The sequence below is a fragment of the Acinetobacter guillouiae CIP 63.46 genome, from assembly GCF_000368145.1.
Lineage (GTDB): Bacteria > Pseudomonadota > Gammaproteobacteria > Pseudomonadales > Moraxellaceae > Acinetobacter > Acinetobacter guillouiae.
This window is the reverse complement of record NZ_KB849282.1, coordinates 272,871-290,653: the sequence shown is the minus strand read 5'-3', so window position 1 is coordinate 290,653 and position 17,783 is coordinate 272,871. Positions and strand designations below refer to the sequence as shown.

At 41.7% G+C, this 17,783-nt stretch carries 15 protein-coding genes and 5 tRNA genes; all 20 read left to right on the top strand.

The annotated features are described in order from the left end of the window. The first annotated feature begins 41 nt into the window (after nucleotides 1-41). The 20 genes from F981_RS03615 (at nucleotide 42) to rpoB (ending at nucleotide 17,642) form a co-directional block, all read left to right on the top strand. Nucleotides 42-368 carry an H-NS histone family protein gene (locus F981_RS03615; RefSeq protein ID WP_004718506.1) on the top strand — a complete coding sequence of 109 codons (327 nt, stop codon included), beginning with the start codon at nucleotides 42-44 and terminating at the stop codon, nucleotides 366-368. Between the two features lie 163 nt (nucleotides 369-531). Further along, nucleotides 532-1,275: a type II secretion system protein N gene (gspN, locus tag F981_RS03610; RefSeq protein WP_004718504.1), complete on the top strand. Its 744-nt coding sequence runs from the start codon at nucleotides 532-534 to the stop codon at nucleotides 1,273-1,275. Beyond that, a complete protein-coding gene (locus F981_RS03605) occupies nucleotides 1,275-2,120 on the top strand; it encodes a type II secretion system protein N (RefSeq protein WP_004718502.1) in 846 nt (281 codons plus the stop codon). The genes gspN and F981_RS03605 overlap by 1 nt, the downstream gene beginning before the upstream one ends. 41 nt (nucleotides 2,121-2,161) lie before the next feature. Further along, nucleotides 2,162-4,405: a type II secretion system secretin GspD gene (gspD, locus tag F981_RS03600; protein ID WP_004718501.1), complete on the top strand. Its 2,244-nt coding sequence runs from the start codon at nucleotides 2,162-2,164 to the stop codon at nucleotides 4,403-4,405. 184 nt (nucleotides 4,406-4,589) lie between these two features. Continuing rightward, nucleotides 4,590-5,312: an FHA domain-containing protein gene (locus F981_RS03595; RefSeq protein WP_004718498.1), complete on the top strand. Its 723-nt coding sequence runs from the start codon at nucleotides 4,590-4,592 to the stop codon at nucleotides 5,310-5,312. 94 nt (nucleotides 5,313-5,406) lie between these two features. Then, a complete protein-coding gene (locus F981_RS03590) occupies nucleotides 5,407-6,075 on the top strand; it encodes an HAD-IA family hydrolase (protein WP_004718496.1) in 669 nt (222 codons plus the stop codon). A gap of 130 nt (nucleotides 6,076-6,205) precedes the next feature. Further along, nucleotides 6,206-7,699, top strand: coding sequence for an anthranilate synthase component I (trpE, locus tag F981_RS03585; protein ID WP_004718493.1), 1,494 nt, complete (start codon nucleotides 6,206-6,208; stop codon nucleotides 7,697-7,699). Between the two features lie 98 nt (nucleotides 7,700-7,797). Then, nucleotides 7,798-7,873, top strand: a tRNA-Thr gene (locus F981_RS03580). A gap of 53 nt (nucleotides 7,874-7,926) precedes the next feature. After that, nucleotides 7,927-8,010: transfer RNA gene (locus tag F981_RS03575), tRNA-Tyr, on the top strand. 33 nt (nucleotides 8,011-8,043) lie between these two features. Then, a tRNA-Gly gene (locus F981_RS03570) sits at nucleotides 8,044-8,119 on the top strand. 11 nt (nucleotides 8,120-8,130) lie between these two features. Beyond that, nucleotides 8,131-8,205, top strand: a tRNA-Thr gene (locus tag F981_RS03565). 144 nt (nucleotides 8,206-8,349) lie between these two features. After that, complete coding sequence (gene tuf / locus F981_RS03560; protein WP_004718491.1) at nucleotides 8,350-9,540, top strand: elongation factor Tu; 1,191 nt, start codon at nucleotides 8,350-8,352, stop codon at nucleotides 9,538-9,540. Nucleotides 9,541-9,590: 50 nt separating this feature from the next. Then, nucleotides 9,591-9,666: transfer RNA gene (locus F981_RS03555), tRNA-Trp, on the top strand. 74 nt (nucleotides 9,667-9,740) lie between these two features. Beyond that, the gene (secE, locus tag F981_RS03550; protein WP_004718489.1) at nucleotides 9,741-10,181 is read left to right on the top strand and encodes a preprotein translocase subunit SecE; all 441 of its coding nucleotides are present in this window, start codon (nucleotides 9,741-9,743) and stop codon (nucleotides 10,179-10,181) included. A 7-nt stretch (nucleotides 10,182-10,188) separates the two neighbouring features. Continuing rightward, the gene (gene nusG, locus F981_RS03545; RefSeq protein ID WP_004718486.1) at nucleotides 10,189-10,722 is read left to right on the top strand and encodes a transcription termination/antitermination protein NusG; all 534 of its coding nucleotides are present in this window, start codon (nucleotides 10,189-10,191) and stop codon (nucleotides 10,720-10,722) included. Between the two features lie 117 nt (nucleotides 10,723-10,839). Continuing rightward, nucleotides 10,840-11,268, top strand: a complete 429-nt coding sequence (gene rplK, locus F981_RS03540; protein ID WP_004718484.1) for a 50S ribosomal protein L11 — start codon at nucleotides 10,840-10,842, stop codon at nucleotides 11,266-11,268. Between the two features lie 3 nt (nucleotides 11,269-11,271). Continuing rightward, nucleotides 11,272-11,967: a 50S ribosomal protein L1 gene (rplA, locus tag F981_RS03535; RefSeq protein ID WP_004718482.1), complete on the top strand. Its 696-nt coding sequence runs from the start codon at nucleotides 11,272-11,274 to the stop codon at nucleotides 11,965-11,967. Between the two features lie 361 nt (nucleotides 11,968-12,328). After that, the gene (gene rplJ, locus F981_RS03530) at nucleotides 12,329-12,835 is read left to right on the top strand and encodes a 50S ribosomal protein L10 (RefSeq protein WP_004718479.1); all 507 of its coding nucleotides are present in this window, start codon (nucleotides 12,329-12,331) and stop codon (nucleotides 12,833-12,835) included. 48 nt (nucleotides 12,836-12,883) lie between these two features. After that, complete coding sequence (gene rplL, locus F981_RS03525) at nucleotides 12,884-13,249, top strand: 50S ribosomal protein L7/L12 (RefSeq protein WP_004718477.1); 366 nt, start codon at nucleotides 12,884-12,886, stop codon at nucleotides 13,247-13,249. A 304-nt stretch (nucleotides 13,250-13,553) separates the two neighbouring features. Next, nucleotides 13,554-17,642: a DNA-directed RNA polymerase subunit beta gene (gene rpoB / locus F981_RS03520; RefSeq protein ID WP_004718475.1), complete on the top strand. Its 4,089-nt coding sequence runs from the start codon at nucleotides 13,554-13,556 to the stop codon at nucleotides 17,640-17,642. Nucleotides 17,643-17,783 lie beyond the last annotated feature (141 nt).

Here is a 17,783-nt window from a genome sequence, read left to right as displayed (position 1 = left end):
GTTATTTTAAATAAGTATTAAGAAATTTACGTGGAGAGTTAATGATGCCTGATATTAGTAATTTATCGGTTGAAGAGTTAAGAAAGTTAACAGCTGAAGCAGAAGCTTTAATTGAAAGTAAAAAAGACCAAGCAGTTGAAGATGCCTATAATAAAATTATTGAAATTGCGCAATCTGCTGGTTTAACTTTAGAACAGTTTATTGAATACGGCGCGCAAAAGCGTAAAAAGACAACGCGTAAAGCTGTTGAGCCGCGTTACCGCAATAAAAAAGATACTTCTGAAACTTGGACTGGACGCGGTAAACAACCACGTTGGTTGGTTGCAGAAATCGAAAAAGGTGCAAAATTAGAAGATTTCTTGATCTAATCTTCATCTAAGTGTCATTCAAAGACCTTAAAATCAAAGAACCAAGCAAATCTGCTTGGTTTTTTTATACGAGTGAATTGGCGTTATGCAAAAATTATGCATAATGTATAAACAAGAGGGCATCATCTTGCATGGAAGAATAAATGAATGATGGTAAAGATGAATGAATAAAAAATCAAAACAGATCACGTGGTGGATTACTGGAGTTGTCGCTTTTTTAATTTTTGTACTTTTGCAAGTCCCTGCAACATGGCTGATTTCTAAATTTTATAAGAACAATCAAACCTTACAAAATGTCAGTGGGAATATTTGGCAAGGGCAAGCAGATTGGCGCAAAGGTAATTTACGTGGTTCCGTTTCGTGGAGAACACGCCCGTGGGATCTGATTTTATTACGTGTGGGTGCAAATGTTGAAGTGCATAGTGGGCAAACTCAGCTAAATGGGGTTGTCGGCTATGGTATTGGTAAAAAAATAATTATTAATCAGATGCAAGGTCAGATTGCACCAGAAACCTTAAAGAATATTGCAAATTGGCAATGGCCAGCGAATGCAATTCAAATTTCAGATATGACCCTACGTTTTAAAAAAGACACTGGATTTAGTGATGTAGATGGTCAATTGCATTGGGGTGGTGGTGAGCTTGGTTATACTTTTGGACAGCGTCAAGACCAAATGAATATCCCGTCTTTAAATGCTCAACTTAAAGATGAGGCGGGTAAACTGATTTTGGATATACAAGATCAACGTAGCCAGAAGATGGCCAATATCAGCTTAGATCCAACCATGATGTTAGATGTGCAATTAACCCAACGCATGTTACTCAATGTGCCTTCCTATGATGGAAAGGCTGGTTTAGATACTTTTGTGATTAGTTCTAGACAACCACTCATTCAAGGTGGTTTCTAATGAATATAAAAGAACGCTTTGAAAATATTTCTTGGAAAAAAACAGAGCACCTTGCACCTGTTGTTTTATTTCTTTTAATTTTAGCATTGTGCTGGAAACTGGCTTCGATTTTTTGGTGGGTGGTTGCACCGCCACAAGTCATGCAACCAGAGCAAGTGAGTCTAGGTTCACAACAAATCCAAGTGCCCAATATTTCAAGCTTTTCATTGTTTGAAGAAGTGGGTTCTAGTGCGACTGCAGATGACAGTATTCCGATGGTCTTGCAAGGTGTAGTCGTGAGTTATCCTGCGCGTTTCTCTTCAGCGGTGATTAAAGTCAAAGAAACAGCAGATCGTTATGCGGTGGGTGATCCAATTGAGGGTACCAGTTATCAGTTATCCGAAGTATATTGGGATCATATTGTTTTAAGTCAAAATGGAAATAACAGTAAAGAGTTACGTTTTACCGGGCTGGATAGTTTGTATCAGCCTATGCCAGGGCAATCTACAGATCAAAATACCAGCCCGCCAGCAAGTAATCCTGTGCCATCGCCACAGCAAAATTCAAGCCAAAATGCTTTAGGGCAGGCGATTGAAAGGATGAATGAAAATCGGGACGAATACCTAAAGAACATGGGGGTTAACGCAAGTGGCGGTCAAGGCTATGAAGTGACAGATCAGACCCCCGCAGCGCTCCGAAATAAACTGGGATTAAGATCTGGAGATCGTATTCTTTCACTCAATGGACAATCAGTAGGTCAAGGACAGAGTGATGTTCAGCTGCTAGAACAAGCAAAGCGTGATGGCAAAGTAAAAATTGAAATTAAGCGTGGTGATCAGGTGATGACCATTCAGCAAAGTTTGTAAGTGGCTAGGACTACAAATAAAATTAGGATAGATAATAAGTTATGGCTTTTTTGAATCACAATCGACCACTTTGGGCTTTAGTTGCAGCGGCACCAATGATGGTTGCGGTCAGTACAGCAGCACATGCACAGACGTGGAAAATTAACTTACGCGATGCTGATCTCACGGCTTTTATCAACGAAGTTGCAGATATTACGGGCAAAAATTTTGCAGTCGATCCCCGTGTACGTGGCAATGTCACGGTTATTTCAAATAAACCTCTAAATAAAAATGAAGTTTATGACCTATTTTTAGGGGTGTTGAATGTCAATGGCGTGGTGGCTATTCCATCGGGGAATACCATTCGCTTGGTACCAGACAGTAATGTAAAAAACTCGGGTGTACCTTATGACCCACGCAATAATGCACGTGGTGATCAGGTTGTAACACGGGTGATCTGGTTGGAAAATACCAACCCCAATGATTTGATCCCAGCATTACGTCCTTTAATGCCACAATTTGCGCATTTGGCGGCAATACAAGGCACCAATGCGTTAATTGTGTCTGATCGTGCAGCGAATATTTATCAACTTGAAACCATTATTCGCAACTTAGATGGTACTGGGCAAAATGATATTGAAGCTGTTCCTTTACAACAGAGTCAGGCTGAAGAGATCATTAAGCAATTGGATGCCATGAGTTCGACAGGCGCATCGAAAGACTTTGCTGGGGCACGGGTTCGTATTATTGCTGATGCACGGACCAACCGTATTTTGATTAAAGGGGATACAGGTACGCGTAAACGTATCCGCAATATGATTGAAATGTTGGATGTGCCTTCTGCAGATCGTTTAGGTGGTCTTAAAGTCTTTAAATTAAAATATGCCAGTGCAAAGAATTTATCTGAAATTTTACAAGGCTTAGTCACAGGTCAGGCAGTCAATTCTAATTCAAATAATTCTTCTAATAGTAGTTCTAACAACAGCAATAGTTTTAACAATAATAACAATTCATCATCGAATACCGGCTCAAGCACTGGAAGTAGTATTTCAACACCAGCAATTAATTTAAACAGCAACTCAAATAACAATAATCAAAATAATATCACTAGTTTTAATGCCAATGGTGTGAGCATTATTGCAGATGGTGCTCAAAATGCGCTGGTGGTTAAAGCTGAACCACAACTGATGCGAGAAATAGAAGCTGCCATCCAACAGCTCGATGTCCGTCGTCAACAAGTATTGATTGAAGCGACGATTATTGAGGTTGAGGGTAATGATACTGATCAACTCGGTGTGCAATGGGCAATGGGTGATCTAAGTAGTGGTGTGGGTTTAATTAACTTTGATAAAGTGGGTACAAGTTTAGCTAAATTGGCAGCAGGCTATCTATCAGGTGGTGCAGCTGGTTTAGGTGGTGCTGTTGGTCCAGGTGCTTCTCTTGTCTTAGGAGATTATAAAGAAGGTGCAGACGGTTCACGTAGACTATATGGTGCAGTGATTCAGGCTTTAAAAGCCAATACCAAGTCAAATTTATTATCTACACCATCGATTGTCACAATGGATAATGAAGAAGCGTATATTGTCGTTGGGCAAAACGTTCCATTTGTTACAGGTTCAGTCAGTACTGGGACAGGGGGTACTGTCAATCCATATACCTCAATTGAACGTAAGGATGTGGGGGTGACCTTAAAGGTAATTCCGCATATTGGTGAGGGCGGTTCGATTCGTTTAGAGGTAGAACAAGAAGTCTCTGCAGTTGCTGAAAATAAAGGGCAGGCAACGGATTTGGTCACCAGTAAACGTTCTATCAAGACCTCTGTGCTTGCAGATCATGGTCAAACCGTGGTCTTAGGCGGCTTGATTTCAGATGATACAGCTCATACACGCCAATCTATACCCTTCTTGGGTGATATCCCGGGCTTAGGCCGTTTATTTAGAGCGGAAGGCAAATCGAATGCTAAACGTAACTTATTGGTGTTTATCCACCCAACGATAATTGGTGATAATGCAGATATACGCCGTGTATCTCAACAACGTTATGATCAACTGTATAGTCTGCAATTGGCGATGGATAAAGATGGTAATTTTGCCAAACTCCCAGCCAATGTTGATGATGTTTTTCAGCAACGACTGCCGTTTAGCTCCACACCAAGTTCGCAGCCTAAGCTGGTACAACCACAACCGACAGCACAACCATCAAGTCAGTATCAAAAAGTGCCTACAGGTGCCAAGACAAGTGCAGTACAAGGCAATGCGGTGACTACACCCGTTGCAGAGGAACCAAATGATATCCGTAAGCAGTAGCATTGTGGGCTTCGCGTAACAAGTGCTTCTAATCGCATGCTTTATTTGATATTTAAAATAGCTTATTAAAGTATTGTGGTGTGTTCTGTTGTGGCGTGGGCAACATAAAGCTTGGTTTTGCGCTGATTTAGCACTGTAGAAATGTCATGCTAAGATAGACTTGAATTAGAATGGGAAGATAATCATGACTTGGAAATTACAAGCAATTACAGGTGAGTTAGAAGGGCAGGAAGTCACGATTGACCGTGATATGCTGGTTGGACGCCATCAAGATGCAGACCTGTTATTACAAGCTGCGGAAATTTCACGTCGCCATGCTGCATTCTTATTAAAAGAAGATGCGCTTTGGGTTCAAGATCTAAAGTCATCCAATGGTACCTTTGTGAATGATATCCGTATCGATCAAGATAAAATGTTGATGGATGGTGATATTGTTCAATTTGCCAGTGTTAAATTTAATGTGCTTGCACCCGTGAAACCTGTTGTTTTGCAACCTGAACAGGCAGCGCCTGAGGTTGAAGTTCAACCCGTTGTAGCTCCAGCAGAAACGCCGGTTCAACAACCTGCAGAGGCTGTGGCGACTGCTGAAATTAAACCAGCTGCCCCAGTAGAACGTACAGTGGCAGACCAGATGAATGAACAGGGCATGCCTGAGCTTTCAGAGCGTGATAGCAATGTTCAAATCAACCGTGAAGGTATGCCGTCTGGTGTAGCAATCCCTAAACCTGCACCAATTCCAGAAGGTGTTGATATTCATGCGGCTACACAACCAAAAGTAGAGCAGGTCAAAGCAGCTGAACTTGTTGCAGAAGAACATGTCGAAACCCAGAAAAATGCAAAGTTAGGTTTGGCAACACTGGTGATTTTGATCATTTTGGCAATTATTGCATGGCTATTGTTTAAATAATTTGCGAATGCGCTACACTCAAGGCATGCAATCGCATGCCTTTGTTTTTTGTATTTTCGTTTTTAAAAATTAAAACTCGATTTAGGTGTAAATCATGAATGTGGCAAAGCTAGACCAACGCGAACTGATTTTATTTGATTTGGATGGGACCTTGGTTGATTCAGCATTTGATTTATATCGTGCCATGAACTTAAGTCTAGCGCGTTTGAACTTACCCCAAGTCACTGAACAACAGGTTCGGGTTTGGATTGGTAAAGGCACCTCATTATTTTGTGAAAGTACATTGAAGTATTTAAAGGGTGAGGTGGATCCTGTACTGCATCAACAGCTTTTGGATACATTCTTGGAAATTTACAATGCAGAACCTTGTGTCGATACCAAACCATTCTCTGGAATTTTAGAATTTTTAGAATGGGGAATTGAAAACAATAAGAAATTGATTTGTGTGACCAATAAACCAGAACAGCCCGCTCGAAAAATCTTAGAAGAATTGCAAATGGATCACTATTTTGTCGATGTAATAGGTGGTGATCGTTTTGAAGTGCGCAAACCTCATCCAAAACCATTGTTGTATTGTGTTGAAACTTATCAGTCATCAACGGACAAAACCTTGATGATTGGCGATTCAAGTAATGATGTCGAGGCTGCACGCCGTGCAGAGGTTGATTGTATTGTGGTCAGCTATGGTTATAATCACGGTGAAGATATTCAACTCTGTCAACCACAACAAGTGGTGGATGATTTAACAGAGCTTTTGGCTTAACACCGGTATATTTAAATTGTTGCGAAAAAAGGGAAGAGGAATGAATAGCAAACGCACTTTTCGATGGCGTCACTAAGTGAAATGCAGAGACATCCATACTTAGTATTATCGAAAATAGAGAGAATTCCTGATGACAACCTTAGCGCAATTTGAACAACTAAAATCAGCGGGTTATAACCTTATCCCTGTATACCGCCAACGCTTAGCCGATACAGATACGCCATTGTCTGTATTTGCACGTTTAAAACAGCATCAACAAGCCTATCTTTTTGAATCTGTCGAAGGTGGTGAAAACTGGGCAAGATATTCAATTATTGGACTGGGTGAGTCAATCGTATTTTCCTGTAATGCAGGACAGCTCACGATAAAATCGGTAGATGGCTCGATAGATACCCAGCCATGTGCAGATCCCTTTCAATATATCCGTGATTTTCAAGCGCAGTTTAAAGTACCCACCCAGCAAGATTTACCCGCACTACCTAATTTTACTGGCGGCTTGGTGGGCTACTTTGGCTATGACGCAGTACGTTATATTGAGCCACGGTTAAAGAATGTGCCTGAGGCGGATCCCGTTGGACTGCCTGACTTATGGATGATGTTGTCTAAAACCGTCATTGTGTTTGATAACTTAAAAGATACTTTGTTTTTAATCGTACATGCAGATGTTAATGATACAGAGGCTTATGCCAAGGCTCAGCAACAGCTGGATGAGATTGAGGCATTATTGGCTATGCCAATCAGCTTGGTTGCTAAAAAACATACCGCTCCGCATTTTGAGTCACTGACTGGGCATGACAAATTCCTTGAGTCAATTGAGAAAGTTAAAGAATACATCCGTGCTGGTGATGTGATGCAGGTTGTTCCTGGGCATCGTATGGTGTCGGATTTTGATGGTGAGCCTTTACAGGTTTATCGCGCATTACGACATCTCAATCCATCACCGTATTTATTTTTGGTGCAAGGGCAGACCCTTTTAGATCAAAAGCCGTTCCATATCGTAGGGTCTTCACCGGAAATTCTTTCTCGACTCGAAAATGGGATCGCGACTGTACGTCCGCTCGCAGGTACACGTCCGCGAGGAAAAACCAAAGAAGAAGATTTGGCGCTTGAAAAAGATTTGCTTTCCGATGAAAAAGAGATTGCGGAACATTTAATGCTGATTGATTTAGGCCGTAATGATGTGGGGCGTGTCTCGAAAATCGGTAAAGTGCAAGTCACTGATCAAATGGTGATCGAACGTTATTCACATGTCATGCATATTGTTTCCAATGTACAAGGTGAAGTGTTGGATGATGTCGATGCTTTGGATGTTTTTAAGGCAACTTTTCCAGCAGGCACGCTTTCAGGTGCCCCAAAGATTCGTGCAATGGAAATTATTGACGAAGTTGAGCCGGTAAAACGTGGAATTTTTGGTGGCGCAGTGGGTTATTTGGGCTGGCATGGCGAAATGGACATGTCGATTGCGATCAGAACCTGTGTTATTCGTGAAAATAAGGTCTATGTACAGGCTGGTGCAGGCTTGGTTGTCGACTCAAATCCTGAATCAGAGTGGAATGAAACCCAAATAAAAGCTCGCGCAGTGATCAAAGCGGTTGAATTATCGTCAAACGGATTGATTTTATGAGTTTTTGAGGTTTTTTTTGCAAAAAACACTTGCAAGGATTCTGAGTTTTGCTAAACTGCACACCGTTCCGATACGAAACGTACGAAACACTAAGAAACGCCGGCATAGCTCAGTTGGTAGAGCAACTGACTTGTAATCAGTAGGTCCACAGTTCGAATCCGTGTGCCGGCACCATCTTAAGGTTTTGTGTTATAATATTGAAGAACGACACTGAAAGTAAGTGTAAAGGTGAGATTCCCGAGCGGTCAAAGGGAGCAGACTGTAACTCTGCCACGAAAGTTTCGAAGGTTCGAATCCTTCTCTCACCACCATTACTTCGATAAGTGGTTAATTACCAACATTAAGCGGGAGTAGCTCAGTTGGTAGAGCGGTAGCCTTCCAAGCTACATGTCGCGAGTTCGACCCTCGTCTCCCGCTCCATCGAAGATGATGCTCTTATAGCTCAGTGGTAGAGCACTCCCTTGGTAAGGGAGAGGTCTCGAGTTCAAATCTCGATAAGAGCTCCAGATACAATTTGGTAGATTATTCTACACTAGTTTCTCAAAAGCAGGCTTATTAGTCTGCTTTTCAAGTATTAGGTGTCTAGTTTTTTAGACGATTGTCGATGCTGAGTTGTTTAACTCGTGTTCGACATAAACGAGGAAGAGCAAATGGCTAAGGCTAAGTTTGAACGTAATAAGCCACACGTAAACGTGGGTACAATTGGTCACGTCGACCATGGTAAAACAACTTTAACTGCTGCAATTGCAACAATTTGTGCAAAAACTTACGGCGGTGAAGCTAAAGACTACGCAGCAATCGATTCTGCACCAGAAGAAAAAGCACGTGGTATTACAATTAATACTTCACACGTAGAATACGATTCTCCAATTCGTCACTACGCTCACGTAGACTGCCCAGGTCACGCCGATTATGTTAAAAACATGATTACTGGTGCTGCTCAGATGGACGGTGCGATCCTTGTATGTGCTGCGACTGATGGTCCAATGCCACAGACTCGTGAACACATCCTTCTTTCTCGCCAAGTAGGTGTACCTTATATTCTTGTATTCCTTAACAAGTGTGACCTTGTTGATGATGAAGAATTACTTGAATTAGTAGAAATGGAAGTTCGTGAACTTCTTTCTACTTATGACTTCCCTGGTGATGACACTCCTATCATCCGTGGTTCAGCACTTGCTGCACTTAATGGTGATGCTGGTCAATATGGCGAATCAGCTGTACTTGCACTTGTTGAAGCGCTTGATTCTTATATTCCAGAACCAGAACGTGCTATCGATAAAGCATTCTTGATGCCAATCGAAGATGTATTCTCTATTTCTGGTCGTGGTACAGTGGTAACAGGTCGTGTAGAATCTGGTATCGTTAAAGTCGGCGAAGAAGTTGAAATCGTTGGTATCAAAGATACAGTTAAAACAACTGTAACTGGCGTAGAAATGTTCCGTAAACTTCTTGACGAAGGTCGTGCGGGCGAGAACTGTGGTGTTCTTTTACGTGGTACTAAGCGTGAAGACGTACAACGTGGTCAAGTACTTGCTAAACCAGGTACAATCAAGCCGCACACTAAATTCGACGCAGAAGTATATGTACTTTCTAAAGAAGAAGGTGGTCGTCATACTCCGTTCCTTAACGGTTACCGTCCACAGTTCTACTTCCGTACAACTGACGTAACTGGTGCAATCCAATTACAAGACGGCGTTGAAATGGTTATGCCAGGTGACAACGTTGAAATGTCAGTAGAACTAATTCACCCAATCGCAATGGACCCAGGTCTACGTTTTGCGATCCGTGAAGGTGGTCGTACAGTTGGTGCTGGTGTAGTTGCTAAAGTAACTGCATAACCGCTAATATGTTTGTTCTAACCGAGAGTTTAGGCTCTCGGTTTGTTTATAGGTCAGTAGTTCAATTGGTAGAGCGTCGGTCTCCAAAACCGAATGTTGGGGGTTCGAGTCCCTCCTGACCTGCCATTTTTTAAATAAAAAACTTGATGTCGGCTAAACTGGTCATATAATAAGTCGCGAAACCTACGACGAGTACAAAAATGTCGAATGATAAATCACGTGACGCAATGGGCGGCGCGGCAATTCCTCAAAGCAACAATTCTGCTGAAATGGTGAAGACAAGTTCTCCATTTGATTTTATTTTGTGGATCATAGCATTGGCTTTATTTGGCGGTGCGTTGATGACAAATCAATATCTTCCAGCGTATTGGGCACCTGCAAATAGTGTCTGGGTGCGTATTGGGGTAATTTTAGCTTGTATCATCGTAGCTTTAGGTTTATTATACGCCACCCATCAAGGCAAAGGCTTTGTTCGTTTGCTTAAAGACTCTCGTATCGAATTGCGTCGAGTTACATGGCCTACGAAACATGAAACAGTAACCACTTCATGGCAAGTTCTCCTCGTTGTTGTAGTTGCCGCAATTATTTTGTGGTGTTTTGACTATATCATCGGTTGGTTTATGAAGTTTATTATCGGGTAAGAGAGCTATGAAACGTTGGTACATTATTCATGCCTATTCAGGTTATGAAAAACAAGTGATGCGTTCACTTAATGATCGAATCCAGCGTAGCGCTGTTGCTGATAGTTTTGGTGAAGTCCTTGTTCCTACCGAAGAAGTGGTAGAGATGAAGGATGGTAAGAAGCGTAAATCAGAGCGTAAATTCTTTCCTGGCTATGTGTTAGTTGAAATGGAAATGAATGATGAAACTTGGCACATTGTTAAAGAATGTCCAAAAGTATTAGGTTTCATCGGTGGTACAGCTGAAAAGCCAGCACCAATTACGCAAAAAGAAGCTGATGCGATTCTTGCACGTGTACACAATAAAGGTGAAGCACCTCGTCCTAAGACGATGTTTGAGCCGGGTGAAGAATTACTTGTTACTGACGGTCCATTCACAGACTTTAAAGGTGTGGTGGAAGAAGTTCAGTACGAAAAATCACGTTTAACGTTGACGATTAATGTATTTAATCGACCAACTCAAGTTGAATTGGAATTTCGCCAAGTCGAAAAAACAATTTAATTTGCACTGTTTGAAAGCGCCCGATTTGTTATGGATCGGGCATTGTTGTTGTAACGGTATCGTTACTTGAAATGTTGGGGAGCTCTAAAAGGCGTTTGTACCCAGAGGTAATTTGAAATGGCTAAGAAGATTGACGGCTATATCAAGCTGCAAGTTCCAGCTGGTAAAGCGAATCCATCTCCACCGATTGGTCCTGCACTAGGTCAACGTGGTGTTAACATCATGGCATTCTGTAAAGAATTCAATGCTGCTACACAAAAAGTTGAACAAGGTCTTCCAATTCCTGTAGTGATCACTGTGTACAACGATAAGTCGTTCACATTCATCATGAAAACTCCACCTGCTGCGATTCTTCTTAAGAAAGCTGCTGGTATCCAAAAGGGTTCTGCTGTACCAAACAAAACTAAAGTTGGTAAGTTGACTCGCGCTCAGTTAGAAGAAATTGCGACTACTAAAGAACCAGATTTAACTGGTGCTGATTTAGACGCACGTGTACGTACCATTGCTGGTTCTGCGCGTTCTATGGGCTTGGAAGTGGAGCTATAAGACATGGCAAAGTTAACTAAACGTCAAAAAGCCATTGCTGCAGCTATTGAAGCAAACAAAGTTTACACTTTGGAAGAAGCAGTACAAGTTCTTAGCAGCCTACCTGCTGCAAAATTCAAAGAATCTTTGGATGTTGCGGTAAACCTAGGTGTTGATCCTCGTAAATCTGACCAAGTTGTTCGTGGCGCGACTACACTTCCTGCAGGTACTGGTAAAACTGTACGTGTTGCTGTGTTTGCTCAAGGCGCTGCTGCTGAAGCTGCTAAAGCTGAAGGCGCGGACATCGTTGGTTTTGATGATCTTGCTGAAAGCATTCAAGCGGGTAACTTAGACTTCGACGTTGTGATTGCTGCTCCAGATGCAATGCGTGTTGTTGGTAAGTTAGGTACGATCCTTGGTCCACGTGGCTTAATGCCAAACCCTAAAGTGGGTACTGTAACTCCTGACGTAGCAACTGCAGTTAAAAATGCAAAAGCTGGTCAAGCACGTTACCGTGTAGACAAAGCGGGTATCATCCACGCTGCGATCGGTCAAGTAGGTTTCACTGCTGAAGCTGTTCGTTCAAACGTTGAAGCGCTTATCGCTGACCTTAAGAAAGCAAAACCTGCCACTTCTAAAGGTATTTACATCCAAAAGATCACTTTGAGCTCAACTATGGGTCCTGGTCTTGTTGTTGATGTACAAAACGTTTCTAAATAATTATTTTTCAATAATTATATTGCGATAAAAGAATTTTAAAGTCCTGAGTGAAATTTGAAGTGTTACTTCAAATTTTACGCAAGAAAGAGTGATGGCTTCTATTGAGGTTGAGCTTTTCTTCTTGTGGATTGATAAAGCATGGCTTTGTTGATCATCAGGCGGACTTTGAATTGATAGATGTAAATTTATCAGCGTCAAAGACCTCAGGCGAGGGGAGTCTTCGGATTCGCTTCTTAAAATACCAGTCTGAGTAGACGCGGTGGTGTGATTGATTCCTCCTCCGCGTGTAAGTCAAGAGATTGATTTACGAATTGGGAGTGCAGTCCGTGGATTGCATAAATCACCGTTAGGAGGTTTTACAATGGCTCTTCTTATCGAAGACAAAAAACAGATCGTTGCGGAAGTAAATGAAGTTGCTTCTACCGCGTTTGCTGCTGTTGTTGCTGACTACCAAGGTTTAACAGTTGAACAATTGACTACACTTCGTGTTGAAGCTCGTAAGTTAGGTGTTAAGACACGTATCGTGCGTAACACTTTGGCTAAACGTGCTTTCGAAGGTACTCAATTTGATATCTTAGACGAAAACCTTGTTGGTCCAACTATTCTAGCTTTTTCAACTTCTGAAGATGACATGGGCGCAGCTGCTCGCTTGTTTGAAGAATTTGCTAAAACTAACAAAGCATTTGAACTTAAAGCTGCTGCATTTGACGGCAAACTTTATCAAGGTGCTGACGTTAGCGTTATCGCGAATCTTCCGAACCAAGAAAAAGCACTTACTATGCTTGCCAATGTTCTTCAAGCTCCTATTTCGAAATTGGGTCGCCTTATTACAGCGCTCAAAGAGAAAAACGAGTCAGAAGCTGCATAAGCTTAATAAATTTCACACACCATTCAATATCCATTTGGAGTTATTCTCATGGCTTTAACTAACGAAGAAATCTTAAACGCAGTTGCTGAAAAAACTGTTCTTGAACTTGTTGAACTTATCTCTGCTTTCGAAGAGAAATTCAACGTATCAGCTGCTGCTGTAGCTGTAGCTGCAGGTCCTGCTGCTGCTGTTGCTGAAGAGCAATCAGAATTCAATGTTGAATTGACTTCTTTCGGTGCTAACAAAGTTGCTGTAATTAAAGCAGTACGTGAAGTTACTGGTCTTGGCTTGAAAGAAGCTAAAGACTTAGTAGAAGGCGCTCCTTCAAATCTTAAAGAAGGCGTTTCTAAAGAAGAAGCTGAAGAACTTAAGAAAAAACTTGAAGAAACTGGTGCTACAGTTACTGTTAAGTAATTTCGCTAGGGGTCGAATTTTAATTTGACCCCAAAAATTGGCTGATGGCTCTTGGGTCATCAGCCTTTTTGCGTTACAATAATCGGCTCGATTTTAGATTGATTGGTAGAAAAACCATCAATTTTAAAAATAAATAAACACAATCAAACGCTTACCAATATTTTTCCATTTTAAAAATATTGCTAAGCGTTTTGTACCACTGAAATTTGCAGCATTTGTATAAAAGTGGTGGTCATATCGACCTGCGTAATTCCTTCTAAGTTCGTTCTGCAGGCGGACTTAGTTTACTTTCCGAGGACTCCAGATGGCATACTCATATACCGAAAAGAAACGGATCCGTAAGAATTTTGGTAAATTGCCCCAAGTCATGCATGCTCCGTACCTGCTCTCGATTCAAGTCGACTCGTACAGAACATTCTTGCAAGACGGCAAAACACCAAAAAATCGCGAAGATATCGGTCTCCAAGCTGCATTTCGTTCAGTTTTTCCTATTGAAAGTTATTCGGGCAATGCTGCTTTAGAATTCGTTGAGTATAGTCTTGGTAAACCAGAGTTTGATGTTCGCGAATGTATTCTTCGTGGCTCAACCTTTGCGGCACCAATGCGCGTTAAAATTCGTTTGATCATCAAAGATCGTGAAACGAAATCTATTAAAGACGTACGTGAACAAGAAGTGTACATGGGTGAAATGCCACTCATGACTGAGAATGGTACCTTTGTCATCAATGGTACTGAGCGTGTAATCGTATCTCAATTACACCGTTCACCAGGCGTATTCTTTGACCATGATAAAGGTAAAACGCATTCAAGCGGTAAAGTGCTTTATTCAGCACGTATTATTCCTTATCGTGGTTCATGGTTAGATTTTGAGTTTGATGCTAAAGATTTAGTCTTTGTACGTATTGACCGTCGTCGTAAATTGCTTGCGACTGTTGTGTTGCGTGCATTGAGCTATAGCAATGAACAAATTCTGAATATGTTCTACGAAAAAGTACCTGTATATCTTGATATGGGTAGCTATCAGATTGACCTTGTGCCTGAACGTCTTCGTGGTGAAATGGCTCAATTTGATATCGTGGACAATGATGGTAAAGCCATTGTTGAACAAGGTAAACGTATTAATGCTCGCCATGTACGTCAAATGGAAGCTGCTGGTTTAACTAAACTTCCAGTTCCAGATGAATATTTGTATGAGCGTATTACTGCTGAAGATATCGTACTTAAAGACGGTGAAGTAATTACTGCTAACACTGTATTAAGTCATGAGATTTTGGTCAGAATTGCTGAAGGTGGTATTAAACAATTTAATATCCTGTTCACCAATGACATCGATCGTGGTTCTTTTGTTGCTGACACCTTACGTGCAGATACAACATCTGGTCGTGAAGAAGCACTTGTAGAAATCTACAAAGTGATGCGTCCAGGTGAGCCACCAACGAAAGAAGCGGCTGAAAACTTATTCAATAACTTATTCTTCTCTACAGAGCGTTATGATTTATCGCCTGTGGGTCGTATGAAGTTTAACCGTCGTTTGGGTCGTCCTTACGAAGTAGGTACAGATCAGAAGTCTCGTGAAGTAGAAGGTATTCTTTCTAACGATGACATCATTGATGTACTGAAAACACTGGTAGAAATTCGTAACGGTAAAGGTGAAGTCGACGATATCGATCACTTGGGTAACCGTCGCGTACGTTCTGTTGGTGAAATGACAGAAAACCAATTCCGTGTTGGTTTAGTTCGTGTTGAACGTGCTGTTAAAGAGCGTTTAAACCAAGCTGAAACAGATAACTTGTCTCCACAAGATTTGATCAATGCGAAACCAGTTGCTGCTGCAATCAAAGAATTCTTTGGTTCAAGCCAATTGTCACAGTTTATGGATCAAAACAACCCATTGTCAGAAATTACACACAAACGTCGTGTATCTGCGCTTGGGCCTGGTGGTTTGACACGTGAACGTGCGGGCTTTGAAGTACGTGACGTACATCAAACTCACTATGGTCGTGTATGTCCAATTGAAACACCTGAAGGACCAAACATTGGTTTGATCAACTCGCTTTCTGTTTATGCAAAAGCGAACAACTTCGGTTTCTTGGAAACACCATACCGTCGCGTTGTTGATGGTCGTGTAACAGATGATGTTGAATATTTATCTGCAATTGAAGAAGTAGGTACTGTTATTGCACAGGCCGATTCTGCATTGGATAAAGATGGACATTTAACAGAAGACTTCGTTTCAGTACGTCACCAAGGTGACTTCGTTCGTATGCCACCTGAAAAAGTGACGCATATGGATGTATCTGCTCAACAGGTTGTATCTGTCGCTGCATCACTTATTCCATTCCTTGAACACGATGATGCCAACCGTGCATTGATGGGTTCAAACATGCAACGTCAGGCTGTTCCTACATTGCTTGCTGATAAACCACTTGTGGGTACCGGCATGGAAGCAAACGTAGCGCACGACTCTGGTGTATGTGTGATCGCGAAACGTGGCGGACGCATTGAGTTTGTAGATGCATCACGTGTGGTTATTCGTGTCAACGAAGATGAAATGATCGCGGGTGAAGCAGGTGTAGATATCTACAACTTGATCAAATACACGCGTTCAAACCAAAACACATGTATTAACCAAAAAGTGCTTGTGAGCATGGGCGATAAAGTCGGCCGTGGTGACGTTCTTGCTGATGGTCCATCAACTGATGGTGGTGAATTAGCATTGGGTCAGAACATGCGTGTCGCGTTCATGACTTGGAACGGTTATAACTACGAAGACTCGATTTTATTATCTGAACGTGTTCTTCAAGAAGATCGTTTAACTTCAATTCATATTCAAGAATTATCATGTGTTGCGCGTGATACGAAGTTAGGTGCGGAAGAAATCACTGCCGATATTCCTAACGTAGGTGAAGCAGCGTTATCTAAACTTGATGAATCAGGTATTGTTTATATCGGTGCTGAAGTTGCAGCGGGTGATATTCTTGTTGGTAAAGTGACGCCTAAAGGTGAAACACAATTAACCCCTGAAGAAAAATTACTTCGTGCAATCTTTGGTGAGAAAGCGGCAGACGTTAAAGATTCATCTTTACGTGTTTCTTCAAGCGTTAAAGGTACAGTCATCGACGTTCAAGTGTTTACACGTGACGGTATCGAGAAAGATGAACGTGCTCAAGCGATTGAGAAAGCGCAGCTTGATGCTTACCGTAAAGACTTGAAAGAAGAATTCAAAATCTTCGAAGAAGCAGCTCGTGAACGTATTATCCGTTTGTTAAAAGGCCAAGAGTCGAATGGCGGCGGTACTACTAAGCGCGGTGATAAGCTATCTGAAGATGTATTGTCTGGTTTAGAGCTTGTTGATCTTTTAGAAGTTCAACCAACAGATGAAGGCATCGCTGAACGCTTAACTCAAATTCAAGTGTTCTTGAAAGAGAAGAGCTACGAGATTGATGAGAAATTTGCTGAGAAAAAACGCAAACTTTCTACAGGTGATGAGCTTACAACAGGTGTCTTGAAAGTTGTTAAAGTTTATTTAGCTGTAAAACGTCGTATCCAGCCTGGTGATAAGATGGCGGGTCGTCACGGTAACAAAGGTGTTGTATCAAACATCTTGCCTGTTGAAGACATGCCGCATGACATCCATGGTGTTCCAGTTGATGTCGTACTTAACCCATTGGGTGTACCATCACGTATGAACGTGGGTCAGATTCTTGAAACTCACTTAGGTATGGCTGCAAAAGGTCTTGGCGATAAGATCGACAAGATGATGAAAGAGCAACGTACCGTTCTTGAGCTTCGTGATTTCTTAGACAAGATTTATAACAAAGTTGGTGGCGAGCAAGAAGATCTTGATAGCTTAACTGATGAAGAAATCTTGGTGTTATCAGGTAACTTGCGTAAAGGTGTTCCTTTAGCTACGCCAGTATTTGATGGTGCAGAAGAAAGTCAGATCAAAGAGTTACTTGAGCTTGGTGGTATCTCACGTACAGGTCAAACAGTATTGTATGACGGACGTACAGGTGAGCGTTTTGACCGCCCAGTAACTGTTGGTTATATGTACATGCTCAAGTTGAACCATTTGGTTGATGACAAGATGCATGCACGTTCTACTGGTTCTTATTCACTTGTAACTCAACAACCGCTTGGTGGTAAAGCACAATTCGGTGGTCAGCGTTTCGGTGAGATGGAAGTCTGGGCACTAGAAGCTTATGGTGCTGCTTATACACTTCAAGAAATGCTTACTGTGAAGTCGGATGACGTTGAAGGTCGTACTCGCATCTATAAGAACATCGTAGATGGTAACCATTATATGGATCCGGGTATGCCTGAATCGTTTAACGTATTGACCAAAGAGATCCGTTCTTTAGGTATCAACATTGAACTGAAAAATGGTGACTAAACTTCACCATTGAATCTCCCTAAATCCCTCTTTATGAAAGAGGGACTTTCCCCCTTAGAAAAAGGGGGATCAAGGGGGATTAAAATTCAGTGAAAAAACAATATTTGTGACCCAGTCGTAGCCTGAAAAGCGCTTCGACAC

Coding starts and splice junctions, on each gene's coding strand:
- F981_RS03615 (WP_004718506.1), top strand. CDS start 42: ATGATGCCTGATATTAGTAATTTATCGGTTGAAGAGTTAAGAAAGTTA.
- gspN (WP_004718504.1), top strand. CDS start 532: ATGAATAAAAAATCAAAACAGATCACGTGGTGGATTACTGGAGTTGTC.
- F981_RS03605 (WP_004718502.1), top strand. CDS start 1,275: ATGAATATAAAAGAACGCTTTGAAAATATTTCTTGGAAAAAAACAGAG.
- gspD (WP_004718501.1), top strand. CDS start 2,162: ATGGCTTTTTTGAATCACAATCGACCACTTTGGGCTTTAGTTGCAGCG.
- F981_RS03595 (WP_004718498.1), top strand. CDS start 4,590: ATGACTTGGAAATTACAAGCAATTACAGGTGAGTTAGAAGGGCAGGAA.
- F981_RS03590 (WP_004718496.1), top strand. CDS start 5,407: ATGAATGTGGCAAAGCTAGACCAACGCGAACTGATTTTATTTGATTTG.
- trpE (WP_004718493.1), top strand. CDS start 6,206: ATGACAACCTTAGCGCAATTTGAACAACTAAAATCAGCGGGTTATAAC.
- tuf (WP_004718491.1), top strand. CDS start 8,350: ATGGCTAAGGCTAAGTTTGAACGTAATAAGCCACACGTAAACGTGGGT.
- secE (WP_004718489.1), top strand. CDS start 9,741: ATGTCGAATGATAAATCACGTGACGCAATGGGCGGCGCGGCAATTCCT.
- nusG (WP_004718486.1), top strand. CDS start 10,189: ATGAAACGTTGGTACATTATTCATGCCTATTCAGGTTATGAAAAACAA.
- rplK (WP_004718484.1), top strand. CDS start 10,840: ATGGCTAAGAAGATTGACGGCTATATCAAGCTGCAAGTTCCAGCTGGT.
- rplA (WP_004718482.1), top strand. CDS start 11,272: ATGGCAAAGTTAACTAAACGTCAAAAAGCCATTGCTGCAGCTATTGAA.
- rplJ (WP_004718479.1), top strand. CDS start 12,329: ATGGCTCTTCTTATCGAAGACAAAAAACAGATCGTTGCGGAAGTAAAT.
- rplL (WP_004718477.1), top strand. CDS start 12,884: ATGGCTTTAACTAACGAAGAAATCTTAAACGCAGTTGCTGAAAAAACT.
- rpoB (WP_004718475.1), top strand. CDS start 13,554: ATGGCATACTCATATACCGAAAAGAAACGGATCCGTAAGAATTTTGGT.